This window comes from Rhizobium esperanzae, from assembly GCF_014197615.1.
Classification (GTDB): domain Bacteria; phylum Pseudomonadota; class Alphaproteobacteria; order Rhizobiales; family Rhizobiaceae; genus Rhizobium; species Rhizobium esperanzae_A.
Map to the genome: position 1 here is coordinate 276,778 of NZ_JACIFY010000005.1, position 25,831 is coordinate 302,608.

The 25,831-nt window shown below is 62.6% G+C and carries 21 protein-coding genes; 9 read left to right on the forward strand and 12 right to left on the reverse strand.

Annotation, left to right across the window (positions count from 1 at the left end; translation table 11 throughout):
- Positions 1 to 45: 45 nt before the first annotated feature.
- Positions 46 to 1,527, forward strand: coding sequence for an NAD-dependent succinate-semialdehyde dehydrogenase (locus GGD57_RS09655; protein WP_184469096.1), 1,482 nt, complete (start codon positions 46 to 48; stop codon positions 1,525 to 1,527).
- Positions 1,528 to 1,573: 46 nt separating this feature from the next.
- Here GGD57_RS09655 and GGD57_RS09660 read toward each other — a convergent pair whose 3' ends face one another.
- Complete coding sequence (locus tag GGD57_RS09660) at positions 1,574 to 1,783, reverse strand: SlyX family protein (protein WP_184469098.1); 210 nt, start codon at positions 1,781 to 1,783, stop codon at positions 1,574 to 1,576.
- 180 nt (positions 1,784 to 1,963) lie between these two features.
- Between GGD57_RS09660 and uxaC the strand changes: the two genes are divergently transcribed.
- Together uxaC and GGD57_RS09670 are read left to right on the forward strand one after the other, a co-directional pair.
- Positions 1,964 to 3,379: a glucuronate isomerase gene (uxaC, locus tag GGD57_RS09665; protein ID WP_184469100.1), complete on the forward strand. Its 1,416-nt coding sequence runs from the start codon at positions 1,964 to 1,966 to the stop codon at positions 3,377 to 3,379.
- Complete coding sequence (locus GGD57_RS09670) at positions 3,376 to 4,833, forward strand: mannitol dehydrogenase family protein (protein WP_184469102.1); 1,458 nt, start codon at positions 3,376 to 3,378, stop codon at positions 4,831 to 4,833. Before uxaC ends, GGD57_RS09670 begins: the two co-directional genes overlap by 4 nt.
- A 258-nt stretch (positions 4,834 to 5,091) precedes the next feature.
- On the opposite strand, the gene GGD57_RS09675 is transcribed toward GGD57_RS09670, so the two are convergent.
- The 7 genes from GGD57_RS09675 to GGD57_RS09705 form a co-directional block, all read right to left on the reverse strand.
- Positions 5,092 to 7,542, reverse strand: coding sequence for a GcvT family protein (locus GGD57_RS09675; protein ID WP_184469104.1), 2,451 nt, complete (start codon positions 7,540 to 7,542; stop codon positions 5,092 to 5,094).
- Entirely contained in the window at positions 7,543 to 8,418 is an 876-nt protein-coding gene (locus tag GGD57_RS09680; RefSeq protein ID WP_184469106.1) for a choline kinase family protein, read from the reverse strand.
- A gap of 68 nt (positions 8,419 to 8,486) precedes the next feature.
- Positions 8,487 to 9,563: an ABC transporter ATP-binding protein gene (locus tag GGD57_RS09685; protein ID WP_184469109.1), complete on the reverse strand. Its 1,077-nt coding sequence runs from the start codon at positions 9,561 to 9,563 to the stop codon at positions 8,487 to 8,489.
- Positions 9,564 to 9,595: 32 nt separating this feature from the next.
- Positions 9,596 to 10,693 carry a Gfo/Idh/MocA family protein gene (locus GGD57_RS09690; protein ID WP_184469111.1) on the reverse strand — a complete coding sequence of 366 codons (1,098 nt, stop codon included), beginning with the start codon at positions 10,691 to 10,693 and terminating at the stop codon, positions 9,596 to 9,598.
- Positions 10,693 to 11,580, reverse strand: coding sequence for a carbohydrate ABC transporter permease (locus tag GGD57_RS09695; RefSeq protein ID WP_432443337.1), 888 nt, complete (start codon positions 11,578 to 11,580; stop codon positions 10,693 to 10,695). Before GGD57_RS09695 ends, GGD57_RS09690 begins: the two co-directional genes overlap by 1 nt.
- Complete coding sequence (locus tag GGD57_RS09700) at positions 11,573 to 12,532, reverse strand: carbohydrate ABC transporter permease (protein WP_184469113.1); 960 nt, start codon at positions 12,530 to 12,532, stop codon at positions 11,573 to 11,575. The genes GGD57_RS09695 and GGD57_RS09700 overlap by 8 nt, the downstream gene beginning before the upstream one ends.
- A gap of 6 nt (positions 12,533 to 12,538) precedes the next feature.
- Positions 12,539 to 13,825 (reverse strand): ABC transporter substrate-binding protein, encoded by a 1,287-nt coding sequence (locus tag GGD57_RS09705; protein ID WP_184469115.1) that lies wholly within the window; start codon positions 13,823 to 13,825, stop codon positions 12,539 to 12,541.
- Between the two features lie 203 nt (positions 13,826 to 14,028).
- Here GGD57_RS09705 and GGD57_RS09710 point away from each other — a divergent pair, with 203 nt between their 5' ends.
- From GGD57_RS09710 to GGD57_RS09730, 5 genes are all read left to right on the forward strand, one after another.
- Positions 14,029 to 14,706: a TetR/AcrR family transcriptional regulator gene (locus tag GGD57_RS09710; protein WP_184469117.1), complete on the forward strand. Its 678-nt coding sequence runs from the start codon at positions 14,029 to 14,031 to the stop codon at positions 14,704 to 14,706.
- 131 nt (positions 14,707 to 14,837) lie between these two features.
- A complete protein-coding gene (locus GGD57_RS09715; RefSeq protein ID WP_184469119.1) occupies positions 14,838 to 15,986 on the forward strand; it encodes a Gfo/Idh/MocA family protein in 1,149 nt (382 codons plus the stop codon).
- A 3-nt stretch (positions 15,987 to 15,989) separates the two neighbouring features.
- A complete protein-coding gene (locus GGD57_RS09720; protein WP_184469121.1) occupies positions 15,990 to 17,153 on the forward strand; it encodes a DUF993 family protein in 1,164 nt (387 codons plus the stop codon).
- 27 nt (positions 17,154 to 17,180) lie between these two features.
- Positions 17,181 to 18,011, forward strand: a complete 831-nt coding sequence (locus GGD57_RS09725) for a sugar phosphate isomerase/epimerase family protein (protein WP_184469123.1) — start codon at positions 17,181 to 17,183, stop codon at positions 18,009 to 18,011.
- A 40-nt stretch (positions 18,012 to 18,051) separates the two neighbouring features.
- A complete protein-coding gene (locus tag GGD57_RS09730) occupies positions 18,052 to 19,329 on the forward strand; it encodes a Gfo/Idh/MocA family protein (protein ID WP_184469125.1) in 1,278 nt (425 codons plus the stop codon).
- Between the two features lie 21 nt (positions 19,330 to 19,350).
- Here the strand turns inward: GGD57_RS09730 and GGD57_RS09735 are convergent, their stop codons facing one another.
- From GGD57_RS09735 to GGD57_RS09745, 3 genes are read right to left on the reverse strand one after another with little or no spacing between them, the layout of a single operon-like run.
- The gene (locus GGD57_RS09735; protein ID WP_184469127.1) at positions 19,351 to 20,361 is read right to left on the reverse strand and encodes a hydroxyacid dehydrogenase; all 1,011 of its coding nucleotides are present in this window, start codon (positions 20,359 to 20,361) and stop codon (positions 19,351 to 19,353) included.
- Positions 20,358 to 22,214: a DUF2264 domain-containing protein gene (locus GGD57_RS09740; RefSeq protein ID WP_184469173.1), complete on the reverse strand. Its 1,857-nt coding sequence runs from the start codon at positions 22,212 to 22,214 to the stop codon at positions 20,358 to 20,360. Before GGD57_RS09740 ends, GGD57_RS09735 begins: the two co-directional genes overlap by 4 nt.
- A gap of 4 nt (positions 22,215 to 22,218) precedes the next feature.
- Positions 22,219 to 23,268, reverse strand: coding sequence for a LacI family DNA-binding transcriptional regulator (locus GGD57_RS09745; RefSeq protein ID WP_184469129.1), 1,050 nt, complete (start codon positions 23,266 to 23,268; stop codon positions 22,219 to 22,221).
- 144 nt (positions 23,269 to 23,412) lie between these two features.
- Here GGD57_RS09745 and GGD57_RS09750 point away from each other — a divergent pair, with 144 nt between their 5' ends.
- Entirely contained in the window at positions 23,413 to 24,699 is a 1,287-nt protein-coding gene (locus tag GGD57_RS09750) for an ABC transporter substrate-binding protein (protein WP_184469131.1), read from the forward strand.
- 156 nt (positions 24,700 to 24,855) lie between these two features.
- Here the strand turns inward: GGD57_RS09750 and GGD57_RS09755 are convergent, their stop codons facing one another.
- Positions 24,856 to 25,827 (reverse strand): glycoside hydrolase family 26 protein, encoded by a 972-nt coding sequence (locus GGD57_RS09755; protein WP_184469133.1) that lies wholly within the window; start codon positions 25,825 to 25,827, stop codon positions 24,856 to 24,858.
- Between the last annotated feature and the right edge of the window lie 4 nt (positions 25,828 to 25,831).

Consider the following 25,831-nt stretch of genomic DNA (forward strand, 5'->3'; position numbering starts at 1 on the left):
CACGGCTGCCGGCACCGGCAGCCGCATTCCCAATGAGGATATGACATGGCTTTCACCACAGCACTGACGAAACACGTGCCCTTCTCTTCTCCCTTGCTGCGCGACGCCGGCTACATCAACGGCGCCTGGACCTCAGGCAATGCCGCCGGGACTTTCGACGTGCTCAACCCGGCAACGGGAGAACTGCTCGCCTCGCTGCCCGACATGGGCGCTGCCGAGACGCGGAGCGCGATCGATGCGGCCCATGCCGCCCAGCCGGCCTGGGCTGCCCGCCCGGCCAAGGAGCGCAGCGTCATCCTGCGCAAATGGTTCGACCTGATGGTCGCCAATGCCGACGAACTCGCGGCGATCCTGACGGCCGAAATGGGCAAGCCGTTCGCAGAAGCGCGCGGCGAAATCCTTTATGCCGCAGCCTATATCGAATGGTATGCGGAAGAGGCCAAGCGCATTTACGGCGAGACGATCCCCGCACCTTCCAACGATAAACGCATGATCGTCATCAAGCAGCCGGTCGGCGTCGTCGGCACGATCACGCCGTGGAATTTCCCGGCGGCAATGATTGCCCGCAAGATAGCCCCGGCGCTTGCCGTCGGCTGTACCGTCGTGTCGAAGCCCGCCGAACAGACGCCGCTGACGGCGATCGCCCTTGCCGTGCTCGCCGAACAGGCCGGCATTCCCGCAGGCGTCTTCAACATCATCGTCGGCATCGACGGCCCGGCGATCGGCCGCGAGCTTTGCGGCAATGAAAAGGTGCGAAAGATCAGCTTCACCGGCTCGACCGAAGTCGGCCGCATCCTGATGCGGCAATGCGCCGACCAGATCAAGAAGGTCAGCCTGGAACTCGGCGGCAACGCGCCGTTCATTGTCTTCGACGATGCCGATCTCGACGCCGCCGTCGAGGGTGCGATCGCCTCCAAATACCGCAATGCCGGCCAGACCTGCGTTTGCGCCAACCGCCTCTACATCCAGTCGAGCGTCTATGACGCCTTCGCGGCCAAGCTTGCCGCCAGGGTCGCCGCAATGTCGGTCGGCGACGGCTTCACGGCGGGTGTCGAGATCGGGCCGCTGATCGACGAGCAGGGCCTTGCCAAGGTGGAAGACCATGTCGGCGACGCGCTTGCCAAGGGCGCCAAAGTGCTGACCGGCGGCAAACGCATCGACGGCGCCGGCACCTTCTTTGCCCCGACGGTGCTGACCGGCGTGACCCGCAGCATGACGGTTGCGCGCGAGGAAACCTTCGGGCCGGTGGCGCCGCTCTTCCGTTTCGAGACGGCCGAGGACGTCATCGCTCAGGCCAACGACACGGAATTCGGGCTCGCCGCCTATTTCTTTGCCGGCGACCTGAAGAAGGTCTGGCGGGTGGCGGAAGCGCTGGAATACGGCATGATCGGCATCAATACCGGACTGATGTCGTCGGAGACGGCGCCCTTCGGCGGCATCAAGCAATCCGGCCTCGGCCGCGAGGGCTCGCGCCACGGCGCCGACGATTATCTGGAACTGAAATATCTCTGCATCGGCGGCGTCTGATCCGCTGTCGTACCGAACCGGGCACGCGGCCGAATGCCGCGTGCCGTCAATAATGCGGCGGGCGGGTAATTGCCGGAGCTTCCAGCGACTGCTCCTCTAGCGACAGGAAGCGTTCGGTCAGCCGGTCGAGCTTGGTGCGCATCTGCTCGACGATCTTCCATTGTTCGGCAAGCTGATCGGAAAGCTCCTCGATTGTCTTTGCCTGGTGGGCCAGCGTTTCCTCCAGCCGGGTGATGCGGTTGGTCTCGTCGGACATCGATCCTCCTTTGCCGAAACCGGCAGAACAGATGGTTCTCCCAAAGCGGAAATAGGCCACCGCGTCAATGCTTTCGAGGGCAGGCAGGCCCGCGCGCAAAACGGAACCGTTTGGTTACTGAAAGACCTTGCCGTGCCTGATGTTGTGGGGTAGGCCCTTATCCATCAGGGAGGAATACTGATGGATGCAGGCAACGGCTTTCTTCATCCGGACCGGCTCTTTCCGGCCGATCCGGCAACGCGGACGATCGCGCGAGACCTCTACGAGACGGTGCGCAATCTTCCGATCGTCAGCCCGCACGGGCATACCGAACCCTCCTGGTTTGCCGACGACAAACCCTTCGAAGATGCGGCCTCGCTGCTGGTCATTCCCGATCACTACCTCTTCCGGATGCTGCACAGCGTCGGCGTGACGCTGGACGAACTCGGCGTTCCCAGGCTGGACGGCAAGCCGGTGGCAACGGGGCGCGCGATCTGGCGGACCTTTGCCGCGCATTACCATCTCTTCCGCGGCACGCCTTCGAGCCTCTGGGTCGATCACGCGATGTCGGCCGTGCTCGGCTGCACCGAGCCGCTGACAACAGACAATGCCGATGCGCTCTACGACCATATCAACGCTCAGCTCGCCCTTCCCGAATTCCGGCCGCGGGCGCTGCATCAGCGATTCGGCATCGAAACGATCGCGACGACCGAAGGCGCGCTCGACCCGCTTGTCCATCACCAGAAGATGGCGGCCGACGGCTGGATCGGCAAGGTGCGCACCACCTACCGGCCGGATAGCGTCACCGATCCGGACGCCGTCGGCTTCCGCGACAATCTCGTCAAATTGGGAGAGATCACCGGCGCCGACGTCACGCGCTGGGACGGGCTGATCGAGGCGCATCGGCGCCGGCGCGCCTATTTCCGCCAGTTCGGCGCCACCGCGACCGATCACGGTGTGCCCACAGCCTTTACCGCAGATCTGCCGCTTGCGGAAAAACAGGCGCTGCTCGACAGGGCGCTGAACGGGCCGCTTTCGGCTGCCGATGCGGAGCTTTTCCGCGGCCAGATGATGACCGAGATGGCCGGGCTTTCGGCCGAAGACGGCATGGTGATGCAGATCCATGCCGGCTCGCGACGCAATACCGACAGCGGGCTCTTTGCGACGCGCGGCCCGAATATGGGCGCCGATATCCCGACGCGCACGGACTGGGTCGGCGGCCTGAATGCGCTGCTTTCAAAATACGGCCATGCGCCGGGGCTGCGGGTGCTGCTGTTCACGCTCGACGAGACGACCTATGCCCGGGAACTGGCGCCGATGGCCGGCCATTGGCCCTGCCTGATGATCGGCCCGCCCTGGTGGTTCCACGACAGCCCGCTCGGTATTCGCCGCTATCTCGACCAGGTGGTGGAAACGGCGGGCTTCGCCAAGATGGCGGGCTTCAACGACGATACGCGGGCGCTGCTTTCGATCCCGGCGCGCCATGACGTCTGGCGCCGCGAAGTCTGCCGCTTCCTCGCTGGGCTCGCTGCCGAGCACCGGATTTCCAAGAGGGAAGCCGAGATCGTGGCGGGCGAACTCTCCTATGGCAATGCGAAGAAGGCCTATAAGCTGTGACCGAACGACTGCAGACCCTTTCCGGCCTCGCCCCGACGGCGAAGCTTCCCGCCTATGACAGGAATGCACTGAACGCCGGCATCCTGCATCTCGGCCCCGGCGCCTTCTTCCGGGCCCATTTCGCCCCTTTCACGGATGGCGCGCTCGCAGCCGCAGGCGGCGACTGGGGCATCGAGGTGGCAAGCCTGCGCACGCCCGATGTCGCCGATAATCTCTCCGCCCAGAACGGGCTCTATACAGTGCTGATCCGCGATAGCGCGGGCACGACGGCCGAGGTCATCGGCTCGATCCTGAAGGCGCATGTGGCGCCGCGCGACCCGGTCGGCCTGCTGGCGCGGCTCGAAGACCCTGCTATCCGCATCGTCAGCATGACGGTGACCGAAAAGGCCTATGGTTTCGATCCGGCGACGGGCGGCCTCGACCTCAAACATCCTGATATTGTCGCCGACCTCGCCAACCGGCATGCGCCGCGCGGCGTCATCGGCTATATCGTCGAAGGCCTTGCGCGCCGCCGGCAGAAGGGTGTCGCGCCCTTTACGCCGCTGAGCTGCGACAACCTGCCGAGCAACGGCGCGGTTCTGAAGCGTCTCGTGCTCGAATTCACTTCCCGCATCGATGCCGATCTGCATGGCTGGATCGAAGCGAATGTTCCCTTCCCGTCGACGATGGTCGACCGGATCACGCCCGCCAGCACCGAAGCGACCTATGCCGATGCCGCGCGGCTGACCGGCCGCACCGACATGGCGGCGATCGAGACGGAGCCCTTTACGCAATGGGTCATCGAAGACCATTTCGCCAATGGCCGGCCGGCCTGGGACAAGGTGCGCGGCGCGCTGATGGTCGAGGACGTCTCGGCTTACGAGAAGATGAAGCTCAGGATGCTGAACGGCGCCCATTCGCTGCTCGCCTATCTCGGTTATATCGGCGGCTATGAATTCATCCGCGACGTGATGGACGATGCGGCCCTCGCCGCTCTTGCCTACCGCCACATGCACGCGGCAGCGCGAACGCTCGATGCGGTGCCCGGCATCGATCTCGATGAATACGCCAATGAATTGATAGCACGCTTTGCAAATAAGGCGATCGCGCACCGCACCTATCAGATCGCCATGGACGGCACGCAAAAGCTGCCGCAGCGGCTGCTGGAGCCGGCATGCGAGGCGCTGGCGCTTGGCGACCGGGCGGAAACCTATGCGATCGCCGTCGCGGCCTGGATGCGTTATGCGATCGGCGAACATGGCAATGGCGAACGCTATGAGCTGCGCGATCCCCGCGCTCAGGAAATCGCCGCGCTGATTGCCGACGTCCCGCGCACCGGCCCGGCGATTTCGGCAGCACTCTTCACCCTTCCGGGGCTTTTCCCGGCGGCTTTGACGGGACATCGGGCCTGGACGCAGGATGTTTCGGATAAGCTGGAGATCCTGATCCAGGACGATCGGCTGCCGCTGTTTTGAGAGCTTGAAGTCTTTTCAGCAGAAGAGAGGGCGTGCCGCGTAGCACCCCCCTCTGCCCTGCCGGGCATCTCCCCCACAGGTGGGGAGATCGGCTGGGCGCAAGGGTCTCCCCAAACAACATTGCTTGGCGATCAGTAGATTGCTGGAAAGGGACCGAGCGATCGCCTCTTGCCGATCTCCACCCTTGTGGGGGAGATGCCCGGCAGGGCAGAGGGGGTGCCATACGGCACGCCCTTCTCTTTGCGTCACTTTGTGTCATCAGCTCTTCACCCGCACCATGTCGGGATCGTAGAGCGGCGCCAGCGACACCTTGCAGGGAATGCGTTCCCTCGCGACATCAAGCTCATAGGCGCCGGAGAGCACGAACTCTTCCGTCACGCCGTCGGGATTTCGGACGTAGCCGTAACCGATCGGCTTGCCCAGCGTATAACCGAAGCCGCCGCTCGAGAGCCAGCCGACACGTTTGCCGTCGCGATAGATCGTTTCGCGGCCGAGCAGCACGGTATCGGGATCGTCGGGAACGAAGCAGGCGAGGCGCTTCTTCACGCCGCCTGCAAGCTGCCGCTCGATCGCCTCGCAGCCGCGGAAGGGAATGTTCTTGCGCATCTTCACCGCCCAGCCGAGGCCGGCTTCAACAGGCGTATGGTCGGGACCGATATCGGAGCCCCAGGCGCGATAACCCTTTTCCAGGCGGCAGCTTTCGATGGCGCGGTAGCCGGCATTGACGAGGCCGAGCTCGCCGCCTGATGCCATCAGCAGATCATAGACCGTGCTCGCATATTCGATCGGAATATGCAGTTCGTAGCCGAGTTCTCCGACATAGGTGATGCGCAGGGCCCGCACCGGGCAGCCCGATATGCCGATGGTCCTGACCTTGCCGAAGGGGAAGGCCGCATTCGAGACGTCGCTGCCGGTCACCTTTTCCAGTACGGCGCGGGAGTTCGGTCCCATCAGCGACAACACGCAATAGGCTGAGGTGACGTCGACTAATTCGGCATGCATCTCCGCCGGAATATTGCGTGCGATCCAGTTGAAATCATGGGTGGCGAAACCGGTGCCGGTGATGATGTAATATTCATCCTCGGCGATTCGGGCGACCGTCAGATCGCATTCGATGCCGCCCTTGTCGTTCAGCATCTGGGTGTAGATGAGCGATCCCACGGGTCTTGCGACATCGTTGGAAGCGATCCAGGAGAGAGCCGCCTCGGCATCCCTGCCCTTCAGCACGAATTTGGCGAATGAGGTCTGGTCGAAGATGACCGCCGCCTCGCGCACTGCCTTGTGCTCGCGGCCGACCGCCTCGAACCAGTTCTGTCTCTTGTAGCTGTAGACATCCCTCGGCTCCTCATTGGCGAAGAGATCGGCAAACCAGTTCGGCCGCTCCCAGCCGAGTTTTTCACCGAAACAGGCACCCTGCGCCTTCAGCCGGTCATAGAGCGGCGATTTTCGGCAGGGGCGGCCGCTCGCATATTCCTCGAAGGGGAAGGCCAGCGTGTAGTGTTTGCCATAGGCTTCCAGCGTACGGGTGCGCACCCAGTCGGTATCGAAATGCGGGCGGCCGAAACGGCGGATATCGACCGGCCAGAGATCATAGGGCGGCTCGCCCTTCGTCACCCATTCGGCCAGCGCCATGCCGGCGCCGCCGGCAGACGCGATGCCGAAGGCGTTGAAGCCTGCGCCGACGAAGAAATTCTTCAGCTCCGGCGCCTCGCCGAGAATGAAATTACCGTCGGGCGTGAAGCTTTCCGGGCCGTTCAAGAGCTGCTTGACGCCGACATTTTCCAGCGCCGGAACGCGGCCGAGCGCCTGTTCCATGATCTGCTCGAAATGGTCGAAATTGCTGTCCAGCAGCGTGTAGTGAAAACCTTCAGGAATGCCTTTCTCCGCCCAGGCGATCGGGTTCGGCTCGTAGCCGCCCATGACGACGCCGCCGACCTCTTCCTTGTAATAGGTCAGGCGGTCGGGATCGCGCAGCGTCGGCAAATTGGAGGGCACACCGAAGGATTCGGTGATGACGTATTGATGCTCGACGGAGACCAGCGGCACGTTGACGCCGAAGCGGGCGGCAAAGGCGCGCGTCCACTGACCGGCGCAGACGACGACGCGCTCGCATTCGATGCGCCCCTCTGCCGTGATGACAGCGCGAATCTTCCCCTTGTCGATTTCGAGGTCGAGGACCTCGGTATCCTCGAAGATCGAAACGCCTGATATGCGGGCACCTTTCGCCAGCGCCTGGGTAATGTCGGAGGGATTGGCCTGGCCGTCGGTGGGAAGGAAGGCGGCGCCGACGAGATCGTCAATCGTCATCAGCGGCCAGAGATCGAAGGCCTCCTGCGGCGTCAGCAACTGCATTTCGAGGCCGAAGGATTGAGCCGTGGTCGCCTGGCGTTTGACCTCCGTCCAGCGTTCCTCGTTGCAGGCAAGGCGCAGGCCGCCATTCATCTTCCAGCCGGTGCCAAGACCGGTTTCCGCCTCCAGCCGCTTGTAGAGATCGACGGAGTAACCGAGCAACTGGGTGATGTTGGCGCTGGTGCGCAGCTGGCCGACGAGGCCGGCGGCATGGAAGGTGGTGCCGGAGGTCAGCTTCTTGCGCTCGAGCAGCACGGTATCGGTCCAGCCGAGCTTGCCGAGATGATAGGCTGTGGAGCAGCCGATGATGCCGCCGCCGATGACCACGGCTTTTGCCGTCTTCGGTAATTGTCTCGTCATTTATCGTTCCTGTTCAAAGGCTTGATAGGCGCGCTCGAAGCGCGTCAGATTTTCCGCCGTATAGGCGGCATAATCGAAATCGATGGTAGAATGGATTTCCGAAATCATGCTCCAGAGCGTCTCACGCAGCAGCGAAGCGCATTTCATCGCGCTATAGCGGCGGCCGAGATCATCGGTGAGCGACCGGTCGAAATAGCTCTCCAGCATGGCGCGCTCGGCCGCTTCGGAGAACTCGTTGTTGGAGGCCAGTCCGCCGAGATCGAACAGCGGCGTATTGAAGCCGGCATAATCCCAGTCGATCAGCCAGAGCCGCTTGCCGTCGTCGAGAAAATTGGCGGCCAGCAAGTCATTGTGGCCGAAGGCGATCTCGAACGGCCCTGACGCTTGTTCCAGCGTTTCTGCCTTGGCGATCAGCGCCGGCAGCAGCGGTAGATAGGGGCTGCCGGACTCCTTCAGACTGGCGGCGTAATCGCGGATGACGTGGAAGACCCAGAAGATCATCGCCTGGCCGCGGAAATGCCGGGCAATATCATGGTGGCAGGCGCGCACCAGGGACAAGGCCCGGGCGAGCGTTTCCGGCGCCCTGATATCTTCCGGCGAAAGCGCCCTCGCCTCGATATAGTCGAGCACCAGCACGCCGGGCGAATGGTGGATGACGGCGGGCGATATGCCCGCTGCATGGGCGGCATAACTTGCGGCAAGCTCGTTCTGCCGGCTGATGTGATGGATCGGGATATCGGTGCCGAGTCTCACCACACAGCGCGTCACGGCATCGCTGACCAGATAGTTCCGATTGGTGATGCCGCCTGAGATCGGCGAAATGTCGATCCGGCCCTGCCAGATGCCGAGCGCATGAATCCTATCTTCAGGCGTCATGCTATCCCCATCCCCGCCTCATCATCGAAATGATGGGGCAGAGGAAGATCGGCTGTCAAGCGGAGCGGTCAGATCGTCTTGCCCGAGGCATCGAAGACGTGGCAGCGGGCCGGATCGAAGAAGGTGGTGACGTTGGTGCCGCGCTCGACCTTCTGCTGGCCGTCGAGGGCGATGGTGAGCAACTGGCCATCCGGCGTCGTGGTGTAGAGCATGGTGGCGCCGCCGAGATTTTCGACGAGATCGACGTTGACGGTCGAAAGCGTGATGGCGCCGCCGGTCAGGGACAGATGCTCGGGGCGGATACCGAAGGTGACCTCCTGGCCGGTCTCGCCTTGCAGCCGGCGCGGCAGGCGGACGGAATTGCCGCAGACATGGATGCTGGTCCCGGTCTCGCTGACCTGCTCGATGCGGGCGCGCAAGAAATTCATCTTCGGGCTGCCGATGAAGCCGGCAACGAAACGGTTGGCCGGGTTGTTGTAGAGATCGAGCGGCGCGCCGACCTGCTCGATGCGGCCGGAGTTCAGCACCACGATCTTGTCGGCCATCGTCATGGCTTCGACCTGGTCATGGGTGACGTAGATCATGGTGTTGCCGAGGCTGCGGTGCAGGCGGGAGATCTCCACGCGCATCTGCACGCGCAGTTCGGCATCGAGGTTGGACAGCGGCTCGTCGAACAGGAAGATGCGCGGTTCGCGCACGATGGCGCGGCCGATGGCGACACGCTGGCGCTGACCGCCGGAGAGCGCCTTCGGCTTGCGCTCCAAGAGCTTCTCGATCTGCAGGATCTCGGCGGCGCGTTTCACCTTCGGCTGGATCTCGGCCTTCTTGTAGCCGGCCGTCTCCAGGCCGAAGGCGAGGTTCTTGTAGACCGACATATGCGGATAGAGCGCATAGGATTGGAAGACCATGGCGATGCCGCGCTTGGCCGGCGCCACCTCGTTCATGCGTTCGCTGTCGAGCAGCAGCGCGCCGCCTGATATTTCCTCGAGACCGGCGATCATGCGCAGAAGGGTGGATTTTCCGCAGCCGGAGGGACCGACGAAAACGACGAATTCGCCGGGATCGATCGTCAGGTCGATGCCATGGATCACATCCAGCGAGCCGTAGCGCTTCTCGACCTTCTGAAGAACGACACTGGTTGCCATCTTCTCAAAACCCTCTCGTTTTATTTAATCGGTTACTTCGTTCTTGCGCGCCAGTCGGCGTATTTCGGGCTGTCCGGGCCGACCGGCAGCGGCACTTCGGCGCCGCTGTCGGAGGACTGGTAGATGGCGGTCACGAGTTCCAGCGCCCGGCGGGCATCCACCGTCGTTACCGGCAGCGGCCCCTGGCCGCTGAGGAAGGCGTGGAACTGACCCATCTGGGTGGTGAAACGCGGCGCGACCGGCTGCCAGTCGGCAATCACCCGGTCGATCTTTTGGCGCACGTCGTCATTGGCAGCGATGATCTTCCAGGGGTCCTTGCCTGGAGTATAGGGCTCGTGGCTGCTTTCGAAGGTGACATTCTCGAAGTGCAGCCTCAGCCGGCTCAATTGTTCCTGCGATCCCAGCGTGCAGGACAGCGAGACAAAGGCGCCGTTTTCCATCAGCAGGCTGGCGGAGGCGCAATCCTCGACTTCGATATCGTTGACGCGGGTGGCGACACGGCCGAAGACCCTTGCCGCCGGCCCCAGCAGATGCATCATCATGTCGTGCAGATGCAGCGCGTGGGTGACGAGCACACCGCCGAGTTCGGTCGCCCATTTGCCGCGCCAGGGAACGGCGTAATATTCCGGCTTGCGCAGCCAGAAGGTTTCGACCGACGCCGTATAGGCCTTGCCGGCAATGCCGGCGTCGATGATCCGCTTGGCCTTCTGGATACCGTCGCCATAGCGATATTGGAAGATCGGCATCAGCACGCCCGGGGCCGCTTTTTCCGCTGCCATGATGGTATCGACACCGGCAAGCGAGCCGGTCAGCGGCTTTTCGCAGACGACATGTTTACCGGCAGCGAGTGCTGCAACCACCTGTTCGAGATGGATGCCGGGCGGGGTGCAGATATCGACGATGTCGATCGTGTCGTCGGCCAGGAGTTCGGCAAAGGAGGTGGTGCGGCGCTCGATGCCGAACTCGTCGCCGACGGAAGCCAGGCGCTGCTCGTTCAGGTCGCAGATCGCCACGACCTTGAACTTGTCGGAATGCGGCAGATAACCCTCGACGATATGCGAGCGGCCGATGCCGCAGCCGACGATCGCGACCGTCTTGATGTCCATGTCACTCTTTCCCATTGCCGCCATCAACGCTTCATGCCCGTCGTGGCGATGCCCTCGATCAGCAGGCGCTGGAAGAACAGGAAGAAGAAGAACACCGGCACTAGCGTCAGGGTCGACATGGCGAACAGGCCGCCCCAATCCGATGCGCTGGTGGAATCGACGAAGGTGCGCAGGCCGAGCTGGATCGTGTAGGTATTCATGTCGTTCAGATAGATCAGCGGACCGAAGAAATCGTCCCAGGTCCAGATGAAGGAGAAGATGGCGGCCGTCGCCAGCACCGGCAGCGACAGCGGCAGCATGATCTTCCAGTAGATGCGCCAGGCGCTGCAGCCGTCCATCATCGCCGCCTCGTCGAGTTCGCGCGGGATGCCGCGGAAGAACTGCACCATGAGGAAGATGAAGAAGGCGTCGCTTGCCAGGAACTTCGGCACGACGAGCGGCAGGATGGTGTTCACCCAGCCGAGGTCGAGGAAGAGCACATATTGCGGGATCAGCGTCACGTGGTAGGGGATCATCAGCGTGCCGAGCATGATCGCGAACCAGAAGTTCCGGCCGGCAAAACGCAGCCGCGCAAAGGCGAAGGCCGTCAGTGAACAGGCGATGACATTGCCCGTCACGACCAGCAGCGAGATGACGAGCGAATTCCAGAAGAACCGGCCGAAGCTGACGTCGAGGCCGACCCAGCCGCGTGCATAGGAGGAGAAATCGATCGACGACGGGATGAGCGAGGTCGACGAAAAGATCTCGGTTTCCGGCCGGACCGATGCCGAAACCATCCACAGCAGCGGATAGAGCATGAGAAGCGAAGCGGCGATCAGCAAGGCGTGGATGACGAGCGAGGCCGGCAGACTGCGTTTGTTGATATCGGATGGCGGCCTGGCCGCAGTGACGGAAGCGGTCATCTCAGTCATCGTAGTGCACCCAGTAACGCGAGGTCAGGAAGGAGAAAGCGGTGAAAACGGCGATGATCAGCACCAGGATCCAGGCAAGTGCGGAGGCATAGCCCATGCGGAAATTGCCGAAGGCTTCCTGATAGAGATAGAGCGTGTAAAACAGCGTCGAATTGATCGGCCCGCCGGTGCCGCCCGATATGATGAAGGCCGGCGTGAAGGCCTTGAAGGCGTCGATCGTCTGGACCACGGCGTTAAAGAAGATGACGGGTGTGAGCAGCGGCAGGGTGATCTTGTAGAATTGCCGGAATTTCGAGGCACCGTCGAGGCTTGCGGCCTCATACATATCCTGCGGGATCTGGCGCAGGCCGGCCAGGAAAATGATCATCGGCGAGCCGAACTGCCAGACGGACAGCGCCACCAGCGTATAAATCGAATAGTTCGGATGCGAGATCCAGCTCGGACCTTCGATGCCGAAATGCGAGAGCGCGGCATTGACGAGGCCGTCACTGGCGAAAAGCTGCCGCCATAGCACGGCGATCGCCACGCTGCCGCCGAGCAGCGACGGCAGATAGAAGATGGCGCGATAGATCGGCAGCCCACGCAGGCCGCGGTTCAGCGCCATGGCGACCAGCAAGGCGAAGGTCAGTTTGAACGGCACCGAGAAGGCCACGTAGGTCAGGGTAACGTGCATGGCGGCCGAGAATTTCGGATCCGCCGTGGCGATGCGCACGTAATTCGCCATTCCTACCCACCGCGGCGACTGGAGCATGTCGAAGTCGGTGAAGGAGAGGTAGAGCGAAATCAGGGCCGGCCCGAGCGTCAGCCCGAAAAAGCCGACGAGCCATGGCAGCAGGAAGAGATAGCCGGGAGCATTGGCATTCCACAGACGCTTGAGGCGTCCTTCGGCCACGGCCCCCTGATATCTTTCCACGGATATGGCCCCTGCGGGCGTGCGCATCGCATTGCTCATACGGGATCAGCCTCTTGCGAGAATCTGCGTGATTTCCGTGACAAGCTGTTTGCCGCCATCGGAGGGAGACAGCTGTCCGAAGCCGACCTGTTCGGCGATGTTGCGCAGCATCAGCTCGCCTTCACCGGCGCCAGCCGGCGGCGGCGGCGGCAATTTGCCGGCGAGGTCGCCAAGGCCGCTGACATAGGCCAGCGCGACCTTGCCGTTCTCATCGAGTTTTGCCGCAACGACTTCGCGCATGGCAGCCGATTCCGGAATGCCGCGTTCGACATCCAGGAGCAGCACAGCCTCAGGGTTCTTGACGAAGAAGTTGATGTAATCAACCGCCTGATCCACCGATTTCGACTGGGCCGAAACCGAGAAGAACATCGAAGGCTTGCGATAGTGGCCACCCTTGGAATCCGGCTTGACGCGCATGTAGTTGGTGAGCGCCAGCTTGTCCTTGTTCATGGCCTGATAGGCGACGAACTGGTTGGAATGGGCAAAACCGGCGGCTGCCTTGCCGAGCGACACCGTGTTGGTTTCGATATCGTTCTTGTCGAGAGCCTGGATATCGGCGGGAACGCAGGCGCCGGCCTCACGGAACTTGGCCCACATGTCGTACCATTCCGATGCATCGTCGACGTCGAAGGCGATCTTGCCGTCGGCGGTATAAAGCGCCTTGCCGCGCTGGCGCAGCCAGTTTTCGAACAGCGGTTCGCCGCCGCTGCCGTCGGCGAGGCCGAACATGCCCTTGCGTTTGCCGGCTTTGGTGATCTCCGCACCCATGCGGCCGAATTCTTCCCAGGTGGTCGCCTGTGTCGGCAGATCGACGCCGGCCTCCTTGAAGGCAGTGGTGTTCAGGACCGTGGCTGCCGAATTGGCCCCGAGGCTAACGCCATAGAGATGGCCATCGACACTGCCGCCTTCGATCTGCGCCTTGTCGAAGTCGTCAAGGTTGAGCTTGGCCGGCATATAGGATTCAAGCGGGGCGAGTGCGCCGCGCCGCGCATACTGAACAATATAGCGATAGTCCATCTGGATGACGTCGGGCGCGTTGCGGCCGGCGACCTGGGTCGCAAGGCGCGGCCAGTAATCGCCCCAGCCGAGGAATTCGCCGGTGATCGACGTGCCCGGGTTCTTGGATTGATAGAGCTGCGACACCTTGTTGGTGCGGTCGGCGCGCGGCTGCGAGCCCCACCACAGGAGACGCAGGCGCGTTTCCTGTGCCATGGCGCTGGTTCCGAGCGCCGAGAGCGACAGAAGTGCTGCACTTCCCGCAACGAAATTACGTCTGCTTACACGTAGAGTCATTTTTTCCTCCTCCAAAGGGAAGCGCCTCCACACGCTTCCAAACTAGTTTCGCTTGCGCAAATAACTAATTGGTTACAAGCTACGGGCAAAGCGGCAAGCGTGTCAAGCGGTGTGTCGGCTCGCGAGCCAGCCTTCAAATTCGGTTTTTACAATTTCGCACCGAAGGCTTATGAGCGCAACACGTGAAGACGGAGGGTGGAGCGATGAACGACAGCGGGGGGAATGCGGAAAGGAAACGGCCTCGACGTCCGTCTCAGGAGCGGACGAGCCAACGTGATCCTGAGCGGACACGCGCCGCAATCCTGGAAGCGGCCACCCGGGAGTTTGCCGAAAACGGCATGGGCGGGGCGCGCGTCGATGCCATCGCCGAGCGCGCCGGCACCAACAAGCGCATGCTCTACCACTATTTCGGCGACAAGGAGCAGCTTTACCTCAAGGTGCTCGAAGAGGCCTATGTCGGCATCCGCACGGCCGAGCGGGCGCTGCATATCGGCGACCGCAGCCCAGAGGAAGGCATCGGCGAACTGGCGCTCTTCACCTGGCGTTATTTCCTCCAGCACCCGGAATTCTTGAGCCTGCTCGGCACCGAAAACCTGCACCGCGCCCGCTGGCTGCGCCAGTCCATCCGGCTTAAGGAGCTGCATTCGCATCTGATCGGCGAACTTTCCGAAGTGCTGGAACAGGGAAAGAAGCAAGGTGTCTTCATCGAGACCGCCGATCCCCTGAACGTCTACCTGACGATCGCCTCGCTCGGCTATTTCTACCTTTCCAACCAGTACACGCTTTCGACGATCTTCGGCCGCGACCTGATCGAGCCGACCCATCTCAATGCCTGGGAAAGGCATATCGTCCACGTCACGCTCGCCTCGATCAAGCGCTGAACAGAGAAAGCAGGATTTGACTATTGACAGGCTCGCCGCTCTTCTGCCATCAAGTAACTGTTTAGTTACCGGCTTGGGAGGGCCGGGCCTGGATGCCCACTCCCGCCGCAAAAGATTGCAGGGAGGAAAAAATGGCACGCTTGGGGATTATCTTGCACGGCGTCACCGGCCGCATGGGTTACAACCAGCATCTGGTGCGCTCCATCCTGGCCTTCCGCGACCAGGGCGGCATCACGCTGAAATCGGGCGAGAAACTCGAGATCGACCCGATCATCGTCGGCCGCAACGGCGCCAAGATGGAGGAGCTGGCGAAGAAGCACAACATCAAGCGCTGGTCGACCGATCTCGACGCCGCTCTCGCCAATCCCGACGACACGATCTTCTTCGATGCCGGCACGACGCTGATGCGCGCCGAACTTCTGTCGAAGGCGCTCGATGCCGGCAAACACGTCTATTGCGAAAAGCCGATTTCCGACGATCTGCAGGTGGCGATCGATCTCGCCCGCAAGGCGCGGCGCTCCGGGCTGAAGCACGGCGTCGTGCAGGACAAGCTCTTCCTGCCCGGCCTGCGCAAGCTGGCGCTGCTCAGAGATTCCGGCTTCTTCGGCAAGATCCTCTCGGTGCGCGGCGAATTCGGCTATTGGGTCTTTGAAGGAGATTGGGGCGTGCCCGCCCAGCGCCCCTCCTGGAATTACCGCAAGGGCGACGGCGGCGGCATCATCCTCGATATGCTCTGCCACTGGCGCTATGTGCTCGACAATCTGTTCGGCGAAGTAAAATCCGTTTCCTGCCTCGGCGCGACGCACATTCCGCGGCGCATCGACGAGCAGGGCAAGCCTTATGATTGCGATACCGACGATGCGGCCTATGCGACTTTCGAGCTCGAAGGCGGGGCGATCGCGCAGATCAATTCCTCCTGGGCGGTGCGCGTGCGCCGCGACGACCTCGTCACCTTCCAGGTCGACGGCACGCATGGCTCGGCCGTGGCCGGCCTGACGAAATGCTGGAGCCAGCACCGGGTCAACACGCCGAAACCGGTGTGGAACCCCGACCAGCCGCAGACGATCGACTTCTACAAGACCTGGGACGAGGTTCCGGACACCCAGGCCTTCGACAACGGCTTCAAGGCGCAATGGGAAATGTTCATCCGTCACGTGGTCGAAGATGCACCGTGGCCCTATGGGCTGGAAGCCGGCGCCAAGGGCGTGCAGCTTGCCGAACTCGGCCTGAAATCCTGGGCCGAACGCCGCTGGCTCGACGTCCCCGCACTGGAGTTCTGAGCCGTGACGACGATCAATCTCCCCCTCGACGGCAAGATCGTTCCCTACACCCTTGCCGGCACGCCGATCGAACTGAAGAAGCGCGACGCCAAGAGCTTTCCGCGCATCGCCTTTGCCGCCGCCCATGTGGTCGCCGATCCGCTCGCCGACAACGACCCCTGGCTGACGCCGGCGATCGACTGGGAGCGGACGCTCGCCTTCCGCCACCGGCTCTGGGATCTCGGCCTCGGCGTCGCCGAAGCGATGGATACGGCGCAACGAGGCATGGGCCTCGGTTGGCCTGAGGCGCGCGACCTGATCCGCCGGGCGCTTGCAGAGGCGGCCGGACGCAAGGACGCGCTGATCGCCTGCGGCGCCGGCACCGATCACCTGTCGCCTGGTCCCGACGTGACCGTCGACACGATCATCAGGGCCTATGAAGAGCAGATCGAAACGGTGGAGGCGGCCGGCGGCCGCATCATCCTGATGGCGAGCCGGGCGCTTGCCGTCGCGGCCAAGGGGCCGGACGATTATGTCAGGGTCTATGACCGCATCCTTCGCCAGGTCAGGGAACCCGTCATCATCCACTGGCTGGGAGAAATGTTCGATCCGGCGCTCGAGGGCTATTGGGGCAATGGCGACCATCTCAAGGCCATGGAAACCTGCCTGCAGGTGATCGAAGCGAATAGCACCAAGGTCGACGGCATCAAGATTTCGCTTCTCTCCAAGGAAAAAGAAGTGACCATGCGCCGGCAGCTGCCGAAAGCAGTGCGCATGTATACCGGCGACGACTTCAACTATGCCGAACTGATCGCCGGCGACGAAGAGGGCCATTCCGACGCGCTGCTTGGCATTTTCGATGCCATCGCGCCGGCGGCTTCTGCCGCACTCGACGCGCTCGGCCGCAAGAGCAACCACGAGTTCTTCGATCTACTCGAGCCGACCGTGCCGCTGTCGCGCCACATCTTCAAGGCGCCGACCCGCTTCTACAAGACCGGGGTCGTCTTCCTCGCCTATCTCAACGGGTTGCAGGACCATTTCACCATGGTCGGCGGCCAGCAGAGCACGCGCTCGCTGTCCCATCTGGCCGAACTCTTCCGGCTGGCCGACAAGGCCCGCGTTCTGGCCGATCCGGAACTCGCGACTGATCGCATGAGGCAGGTGCTTGCCGTCCACGGCGTTCACTGAGCATCGGCGGACACGGGAGGAAATGACATGCAGGTCGAAGCACTTTCGATCAATCTGGCGACAATCCGCGAGCAATGCGGCTTTGCCGAGGCCGTCGATATCTGCCTGAAGCACGGCATCACATCGATCGCGCCCTGGCGCGACCAGGTCGCCAAGGCCGGCCTCGACGAGGCGGTGCGGATCGTCAAGTCGAACGGCATCAAGCTGACAGGGCTTTGCCGCGGCGGCTTCTTTCCGGCGGCAACCGAAAGCGACTGGCAGAAGAACCTCGACGACAACAGACGCGCCATCGACGAGGCAGCAGCCTTTTCCGCCGATTGCCTCGTGCTCGTCGTCGGCGGTTTGCCGGGCGCTTCGAAGGATATTGTCGCGGCTCGCCAGATGGTGTTCGACGGCATTGCCGCCGTGCTGCCGCATGCGCAAGCTGCGGGCGTGAAGCTCGCGATCGAACCGCTACATCCGATGTATGCCGCCGATCGCGCCTGCGTGAACACGCTCGGCCAGGCGCTGGATATGTGCGAGCCGCTCGGCGAGGATGTCGGCGTTGCGATCGATGTCTATCATGTCTGGTGGGACCCCGACCTCGCCGGTCAGATTGCCCGCGCCGGCCGGATGAAACGTATCTTCGCCCATCACATCTGCGACTGGCTGGCGCCGACCAAGGACATGCTGCTCGACCGCGGCATGATGGGCGATGGCGTCATCGATCTCAAAGGCATAAGACGGATGATCGAGGCTGCCGGGTTCTTCGGCGCGCAGGAGGTGGAGATCTTTTCGGCTGAAAACTGGTGGAAGCGTCCGGCCGACGAGGTCATCGCCACCTGCGTCGAGCGCTTCCGAAGCTGCTGCCAGATCTGATTTCAGTATTTGTTTCATCACGTGTGAAGGAGATCATCCGATGGAGAAACGCCGTTTTGCCCTGATCGGCACCGGAAACCGCGGTACCACCATGTGGGGCAAGGACCTGCTTGCCGGCTGGCGCGAACATGTCGACCTCACCGCCATCGTCGAGAAGAATTCGCTGCGAGGCGAGCGCGCCCGCAACATGATCGGCAGCAATGCGCCGCTTTACGACAATATCGACTCCATGCTCGCCGAGCAGAAGCCGGATCTCGCCATCGTCTGCACGCCCGACCATACGCATGACGATATCATCGTGCGGGCGCTGGAATCCGGCATCGACGTCATCACCGAAAAGCCGATGACCACCTCGATCGAGAAAATTCGCCGGATTCTCGACGCCGAAAAGCGTACCGGCCGCCGGGTCGACGTCTCCTTCAACTACCGCTATGCGCCGACGGCCGCCAAGATCAAGGAGCTGCTGAATGCCGGCGAGATCGGCCGGGTGACTTCAGTCGATTTTCACTGGTATCTCAACACCAAGCACGGCGCCGATTATTTCCGCCGCTGGCATGCCTATACGGAAAATTCCGGCAGCCTGTTCGTTCACAAGGCCACCCACCATTTCGATCTGCTGAACTGGTATCTCGACAGCGATCCGGAAGCCGTCACCTCGTTTGCCGACCTGCAGAACTACGGCCGCAAGGGCCCGTTCCGCGGCCCCCGCTGCAAGCTCTGTCCGCATACGCATGAATGCGACTACTATCTCGATCTCGAAAAGGATCCCTTCCTCGATCAACTCTATGAAGACCCCTCCGAGATCGACGGCTATTTCCGCGACGGCTGCGTTTTCCGCGAAGACATCGACATTCCCGATACGATGGTCGTTTCCATCCGCTACCGGAACAACGTCCATGTCTCCTATTCGCTGAATACCTTCCAGCCGATCGAGGGCCATCACCTGGCCTTCAACGGAACGAAAGGCCGTATCGAAATCCGCCAGTATGAGGCTCAGCCCTGGGAAGAGCCGAAGCAGGATACGATCCTGCTCATCCGTAATTTCCCGAACGGCAGGGAGGCCGTGGAGCGCATCGTCGTGCCGCATTTCACCGGCGGCCATTACGGCGGCGACGACCGGATGCGCAACATGATCTTCAAGCCCGATATGGAAGACCGGCTTGGCCAGCGTGCCGGCACGCGGGCGGGCGCCATGTCGGTACTCTGCGGCATTGCCGCGCTGACGAGTTCGCGCACCGGCAAGGTGGTCGAGATTGCAGAGCTGATGCCCGAGCTTGCCAATGACGGTTCGCCCAATTCCTTGAGAACACCGCGCTGACCGCAGGGCCGGCGCGACGCCTCAGGCGATGTTTTCGAGATTTTCGCGGCTGATCCGGTAGAGCAGCGGCCGGCCGGTCACAAAACGCTCGACCTCATCCGCCGCCATCGCGCCGAGACGCGCCCGTTCCAGGCCGATGGCGCCGGCAATGTGCGGCGTCAGGAAAACATTGGGCAGATCGTAGAAAACCGAACCCGCGTCTGGAATCTCCGGATCGGTCACATCGATAACAGCATCGATGCGGCCGGTCTTCAGCTCCGAAAGCAGAGCGGCTTCATCGATGAGGATGCCGCGCGCGGTATTGATGAGCGTCGCCCCGTCCTTCATCAGCGACAGTCTTCGCGCATCGATCATATGCTGCGTCGAGGGTAGTGACGGCGCATGCAGGGAAACGATATCGGCTCGCCGCATCAATTCGTCGAGGTCGACCTTCTCCGCTCCCAATCCGGCGGCCTCGGCGGCATCGAGCATGGGATCGAACAGCAGCAGCCTGTAATCGAAGGGTTTCAAGAGTTCGATCACCCGCCTGCCGATGCGCGAGGCGCCGACGATGCCGAGAGTGCGGCCATAATTGCCGATCGCTTCGCGCTGCATCGGATAGGTCCGGTCGCGGTTGCGGTCGGCGACATAGAGATCGCGGAAACGGAAGGCGCGTTTGCCGGCGAAGAGGATCGCGGCAAGCGTGAATTCGGCGACGGGCACGGCATTGGCTTCGGCCGCGTGGCTGACCGCGATGCCGGTTTCGAAGATGGCGTCATCAATGATGCCCTTCACCGTGCCCGCCGCATGGACGACGAGCCGAAGCCGTGGCGCGGCAGCGGGAATCTCAGGCCCGACATAGGGCGCACCCCAGCCGGTGATCAGGATTTCGGCTTCCGAAAGCAGACGCCTTGCTCGCGCATCGTCCAACCGCTGCAGCGGCTCGGAATCGAGCAGGCGGCCGATAGCATCGAGCCGGCGCAGGGTCTCATCGGGCAGGACATGCTCCGTGCGCGACGGCTCCATGGCAAGGACGATGGCAGGACGGCTCATGGCATCTGCCCCGGCGCTTCGATGGCGCTGACGGTCACGCCCTTTTCCCGCACCAGGGCCTCCAGTGCCGCGAGGTTCGGTGCCTGCGGCGGCCGTGTCCAGGCCGACGAGACGGCGGCGGGATCGTCGAGCGCCAGCACCGTCGTCACCAGAATGGTCTCGCCGGCCGGAATCTGACCGCGCAGCTGCGGCACAATGGTCTTGGCGACGATCACATTGGTGTTGGGCTGGGCCTTTTGCGCCAGCCCCGTGCGTTTGACCGAGGAACCGAGATCGAGAATGCCGCTGAAATCGGCTTGACCGATCGCATAGGCCGCCCCCTCCGAAGCCGACAGCCGATCCTGCTCGAAGTCGCGGCGACCGATGGCAAAGCCGCCTTCGGCAATCCGCAGCGGCCGGCCCGAGCTGATCCGGTGGAGGCGGATATGCCAGGGGGCGGCGGGCACGAGCCAGGTTTCGACTTCGACATCGGGGAAGGGCGACCATCTCGAATGAAGCACATCACCCGCGAGCCGGGCTTCCGCATTCGTTTCACGCACGCGGTAGTGCAGGCCGTCATCGCTGAAGGCCAGCATGGAATCGAAGGCGGCCAGCGCAAAGCCGCGTTCATCGGACTCGACGCTGAAGCCGTACCGGGCCGAATATGCGAATTTCGCGTATTTTTCGGTGCCGAAACGCATCTGCAGGTTTTCCTGGCCTGACGACAGCGCCACGACATCGCCGCCCGCCGGCATGAGAACCATGCCGGGATGACGCTGAGGGATGGCAGAGGATGTCGGTTCCGGCGCCTTTTCCTCGGCGGTCCAGAAGGGATGATCCTCGGCGACCGCCAGCGGCAGGAAGGCCTTGAGCGCCCAGTAGGGCGAGCCAGCGGAATTGTAGCTCTCCGACATCAAGAGGTTCGGGTAGCCGAAACCGATCGAGAGAACACCGTCGCGATCGGCGATCGGCTTGTCCCTCCACCAGCGCAAATGCTGCAGGCAGAGATGCTTGACCTCGCCCCAGGGCAGAGCCTCGAGATCGGCAAAGGCGAGCGCCGACCAGAAGCCGGCGCAGGCGAAACGATAGGTCAGGCTGCGGCCGAAGGGGATCGTCGCGCCGTCGGCGGCAAACCAGTGGCGGAAATCCCGGGCAAAGAGGACCGCCCGCTCGCGGTAAAGTTTGGCGTAATCGTCGTCGACGAGCTTCGAATAGATCAGCCCATAGAAATGCATGGCGAAGGGAATGTAGTGGTCGATACGGCGCACGTTTCCGTCGCGATACCAGCCGTCGCCGATATAGAAGCCTTCGAGTTCCTGCAGATATTGCCGCGTCAGGCTGCGGTCGAAATCGACGCCGAGACGGTCGAGCGCGATATCGACGAAGATGCGGAAGAATTTCCAGTTGTTGTCGGCATAGTCGAACTGCCTGGCATGTTTGAGATAGGCGACGACATTGCTGCGGGCGGGCGCGTCGAGCGGTTCCCAGATCTTTTCCGGCACCAGCGCCAGGGCGAAACTGAGAGCGGCAAGCTCGACCATGCGCTGATCGCGGCCATTGACCGTTCCCCAATATTCGGGATGGGCGGGATCGGTGCCGTTTGCGAGGCCTTCGGCAAAACGATGCCAGTGGGCGAAGTCGCCACCGCCGGCGCCGAGCGGCGCCAGTCCCCAGAGCGGGCGGGCGAAACCTTCGAGATCGGCTGCCGCCCGGTCGAAATGGGCGGCGGCGCCATTGAGCCTGACGCGGGCATTGCCTTTCGAAAAACAGGCAAGCAGCGGATCGAAGAGCGCGAGCAGGGCACGGCTCATATCGGCGCGGCTTTCCAGCGGATTGCCTGCAAGCGGGTTGGCGCTGGCGGGATCATAGGTCATGGCGTCACTCACGGGTTTCAGCATTCGGAACGGTCCCTCCCGGAACGGGAAGAACGGCCTGGCAGATGTGGCGCGCCGGCGCCGTCCTGTTGCGGAAACGGGACAGCATCAGCGAGACGGCCTCGCGCCCGAGGGCGGCGCGATCGACACGCATGGTGGAAAGCTGCGGATTGGTCATCAGCGCGCAGGGCAGATCGTCGAAGCCGACGATCGCAAAATCCTCCGGCACCCGCAGGCCGGCCTCCGTGACGGCCTCGAGCACGCCGACGGCGATGAAATCATTCATGCAGAAGGCGGCGGTAAAGCCGGCATTCTCGGCAAGGATCGCGGCCATGCGTTCATGAGCCTCGCCGCTGGCGCTGCCCTGCAGCGCCATGGACACGAAACGGCCCTCGGCGCCGGGGGTGGCGGCGATCGCCGCCTCGAAACCGCGGATGCGCTCCCGGATCGTCTGGCGGTGGGAACCGCTCAAATGCAGAATTCGGCGATGGCCGGCCTGTGTCAGCCGGCTGGTCGCCTGATAGGCGCCGAAGAAATTGGCCGGCGAAACCCCGTCGAACTGCATCCTCGGATCGGTGCCGTTGACCAGCACGGTCGGCGTTCTATTGTGCTGCAGCCAGTCGCGCAGCATCTCGTTCGGATCGATGCCGACGAGAAAGAGACCTTCGGCGGCGGCGGCCTGCATATAATCGCGCACGGCGTCCGGCGTGATGCGATCCTCGCGAACCATCCGGATTTCGAAGGGCATGCCTGCTTCGGCCGCTCCGGCCCGCAGCCCCTCGACGATCGTTTCATAGAAGACGCTGAGACCGCCGGTGACGCCGTCGCTGGCAATCAGTGCCAGTCCCCCGGCAACGGTTTCCGAAGCCGGTTTGACCGGATAGCCGTGCCCGGCGGCCACCTTCAATATCTGACGGCGCACGGTTTCGCTGATACCCGGTTCGTTGGCGAGCACACGCGACACCGTGGAGACGGAGACGCCGGCCAGTGTGGCAATATCGGCCTGGCGCGGCCGTTTGATTTTCTGGTCTTGTTTGGTTTTCTGATCGCTCATAGGCAAACATTATGCAAATTATGCAAATTTGCAAGATAATCGTTATTTCTTGCAATAATTATTTTTTTGCGTACTCTTCTCGTCGAAATGCCCGCCAACGCCATTGGAGGATGGCAGCAGGCATATTGGGACAAGGAGGATATCATGCAGGTCAATCGCCGTTCATTCCTGATGGGGTCAGCGAGTGCCGCCGCCGGCCTCGCCTTCGGCGCAGGAAATGCCTTTCCGGCCCTTGCCGCGGACACGTCGCTGCGCGCCATGTGGTGGGGGTCCAACGACCGCGCCAAGCGTACGCTCGACGTCGCCAAGCTCTATCAGTCGAAAACGCCTGGCGTCACGATCGTCGGTGAATCGCTTTCCGGCGACGGCTACTGGACGAAACTCGCAACACAGATGGCCGGCCGCTCGGTTGCCGACGTCTTCCAGCTCGAGCCGGGAACGATCTCCGACTATTCCAAGCGCGGCGCCTGCCTGCCGCTCGATGAATTCGTCCCTTCGACGCTGAAGGTCGGCAGCTTCGGCGCCGACATGCTGAAGCTGACCACCGTCGACGGCAAGCTCTATGGCGTCGGCCTCGGCCTAAACTCCTTCTCGATGTTCTTCGACACGGTCGAATTCGAAAAGGCAGGCATTCCGCTGCCGACGCCCGATCTCACCTGGGAGGACTATGCCAAGCTCGCCGTCGAGCTCGCCAAGTCCTCCGGCAAGGGCGGTGGTCCCTATGCGGCGCGTTACAATTATGTGTTCGATGCCTGGCTGCGCCAGCGTGGCAAGAGCCTCTTTGCCAAGGAAAGCGTCGGGCTCGGCTTCACGGCCGACGACGCCACGGAATGGTTCGACTACTGGGAGAAGCTGCGCAAGGCAGGCGGCACCGTTGCGGCCGACGTGCAGACGCTCGATCAGAACACCATCGACACCAACTGCCTCGGTCTCGGCAAATCGGTGATCGGCATGGCCTATTCCAACCAGATGATCGGCTATCAGCTGATCATCAAGAACAAGCTCGGCATCACCATGCTGCCGCGCGAAAAGAAGGGCGGCCCCTCCGGCCACTACTATCGTCCGGCGCTGATCTGGAGCGTCGGCGCCACGACGAAGAACGGCGAAGCGGCCGCGAAATTCATCGACTTCTTCGTCAACGATGTCGAGGCCGGCAAGATTCTCGGCGTCGAACGCGGCGTGCCGATGTCGCCGATGGTGCGCGAAGCCATCCTGCCGCAGCTCAACCCGACGGAGCAGGAAACGGTCAAATACGTCAATCTTCTCAAGGATCAGGTCGGCGAATATCCGCCGCCGGTGCCGATGGGCGCAACCCAGTTCGACCAGCGCGTGCTGCGCCCGATCTGCGACGAACTCGCCTTCGAACGGATTTCGCCGGCCGATGCGGCGACCCGGTTGATCGAAGAGGGTAAGGCGACGATCAAGGGATGATCGATCGCCTGACATAAGAGGAGAGGCCCGCAAAACCCCGGCGGGCCTCTCTATAGAGCGTTTCCGTTTTCCCAGAGTCTCGAAAACGCTCTATCTCTTTGTTTTCACGCAATTCCTAACGCAAACGCTATACAATTTTGCGGGAATTGCGTGGCGTCAGTTGGCCGCCGGGCTCTCGACCACGCGCCAGTCGGGCCGGCCGAGATCGAACGGCCAGGCATGCACGTCGCGGTCGTTGAAATAGACGACTTCCTGCAGGTTCGGGAAAGCGCTCTGCTTCAGCGTCGCGGTTTCCATCCAGGGCTTCATATAGGCGTCGCCGCCCTGGTAGCCGAGTTCCGCCACCCAGATGGGCTTGCCATAGCCGGCGACGAGATCATAGCCCTGCTTCAGCGCTTCGGAGAATGTCCGGTGCCGGTTATGGGCGAGCTCATCGTAGCGCTCCAGCCCGAAGACCGAGAGCCCGACGAGGTCGACATAGTCGTCACCGGGATAATAATCCTGCAGGCCCGGCTCGCCCTTCGGCGACCACATGACCCGGGTGCCGGGCGCCTCCTGGCGGACGATGTCCATCATCCGCCTATAGGCCGCGATATAGTCCTGCGGATTCCAGCCGGCCCAGGAGAACCGGCCGGATTTGTCTTCCATCTCCTGTCCCCAGCGGACGATCACCGGGCTTTTCAGCTGAGATATCATCTGTGCGATCGCCCGCATGTTGACATCGTAGCCGCCGCGCAGAACCTTTGCGCGAAGCTGGGCGGAGGTCAGCCGCCACTCGACATCCCAGGACCACGGCTCGATGGTGATCAGCAGGTTGCGGCCCCTCGCCAGCGCGTAGGCATCGGCGACGCGCAGCGTTTCCAGATCGACGTCTTCCCAGGGCAGGAACAGGTGTTCCGTCGCGACATTTGCCTGCGCGCCGAAATCGCCGTTCGGATCGTAAGCGCCGAACTTGATGCCGTCGGCATGAACGACCGGACGTTTGTCGATGATCGTCCGCACGCTCGCCGCCGGGTTCGGGACAATGCCTGCATATTGCATCTCGCTTCGGCTCGGCAGATCCGCGACCGACAGCAGCAGCAGCGCTATCGCAGCGGTCGAGAGGTTCTTTTTGATCAGCTTCTTCATGGCT

What these genes read in the sequence shown, in the direction of transcription:
- GGD57_RS09745 (WP_184469129.1), bottom strand. Translation starts at nt 23,268, where the DNA reads ATGAGCGATCAGAAAACCAAACAAGACCAGAAAATCAAACGGCCGCGC.
- GGD57_RS09700 (WP_184469113.1), bottom strand. Translation starts at nt 12,532, where the DNA reads ATGAGCAATGCGATGCGCACGCCCGCAGGGGCCATATCCGTGGAAAGA.
- GGD57_RS09750 (WP_184469131.1), top strand. Translation starts at nt 23,413, where the DNA reads ATGCAGGTCAATCGCCGTTCATTCCTGATGGGGTCAGCGAGTGCCGCC.
- GGD57_RS09725 (WP_184469123.1), top strand. Translation starts at nt 17,181, where the DNA reads ATGCAGGTCGAAGCACTTTCGATCAATCTGGCGACAATCCGCGAGCAA.
- GGD57_RS09715 (WP_184469119.1), top strand. Translation starts at nt 14,838, where the DNA reads ATGGCACGCTTGGGGATTATCTTGCACGGCGTCACCGGCCGCATGGGT.
- GGD57_RS09690 (WP_184469111.1), bottom strand. Translation starts at nt 10,693, where the DNA reads ATGGCGGCAATGGGAAAGAGTGACATGGACATCAAGACGGTCGCGATC.
- uxaC (WP_184469100.1), top strand. Translation starts at nt 1,964, where the DNA reads ATGGATGCAGGCAACGGCTTTCTTCATCCGGACCGGCTCTTTCCGGCC.
- GGD57_RS09695 (WP_432443337.1), bottom strand. Translation starts at nt 11,580, where the DNA reads ATGACTGAGATGACCGCTTCCGTCACTGCGGCCAGGCCGCCATCCGAT.
- GGD57_RS09660 (WP_184469098.1), bottom strand. Translation starts at nt 1,783, where the DNA reads ATGTCCGACGAGACCAACCGCATCACCCGGCTGGAGGAAACGCTGGCC.
- GGD57_RS09735 (WP_184469127.1), bottom strand. Translation starts at nt 20,361, where the DNA reads ATGAGCCGTCCTGCCATCGTCCTTGCCATGGAGCCGTCGCGCACGGAG.
- GGD57_RS09705 (WP_184469115.1), bottom strand. Translation starts at nt 13,825, where the DNA reads ATGACTCTACGTGTAAGCAGACGTAATTTCGTTGCGGGAAGTGCAGCA.
- GGD57_RS09655 (WP_184469096.1), top strand. Translation starts at nt 46, where the DNA reads ATGGCTTTCACCACAGCACTGACGAAACACGTGCCCTTCTCTTCTCCC.
- GGD57_RS09675 (WP_184469104.1), bottom strand. Translation starts at nt 7,542, where the DNA reads ATGACGAGACAATTACCGAAGACGGCAAAAGCCGTGGTCATCGGCGGC.
- GGD57_RS09730 (WP_184469125.1), top strand. Translation starts at nt 18,052, where the DNA reads ATGGAGAAACGCCGTTTTGCCCTGATCGGCACCGGAAACCGCGGTACC.
- GGD57_RS09685 (WP_184469109.1), bottom strand. Translation starts at nt 9,563, where the DNA reads ATGGCAACCAGTGTCGTTCTTCAGAAGGTCGAGAAGCGCTACGGCTCG.
- GGD57_RS09755 (WP_184469133.1), bottom strand. Translation starts at nt 25,827, where the DNA reads ATGAAGAAGCTGATCAAAAAGAACCTCTCGACCGCTGCGATAGCGCTG.
- GGD57_RS09680 (WP_184469106.1), bottom strand. Translation starts at nt 8,418, where the DNA reads ATGACGCCTGAAGATAGGATTCATGCGCTCGGCATCTGGCAGGGCCGG.
- GGD57_RS09740 (WP_184469173.1), bottom strand. Translation starts at nt 22,214, where the DNA reads ATGACCTATGATCCCGCCAGCGCCAACCCGCTTGCAGGCAATCCGCTG.
- GGD57_RS09710 (WP_184469117.1), top strand. Translation starts at nt 14,029, where the DNA reads ATGAACGACAGCGGGGGGAATGCGGAAAGGAAACGGCCTCGACGTCCG.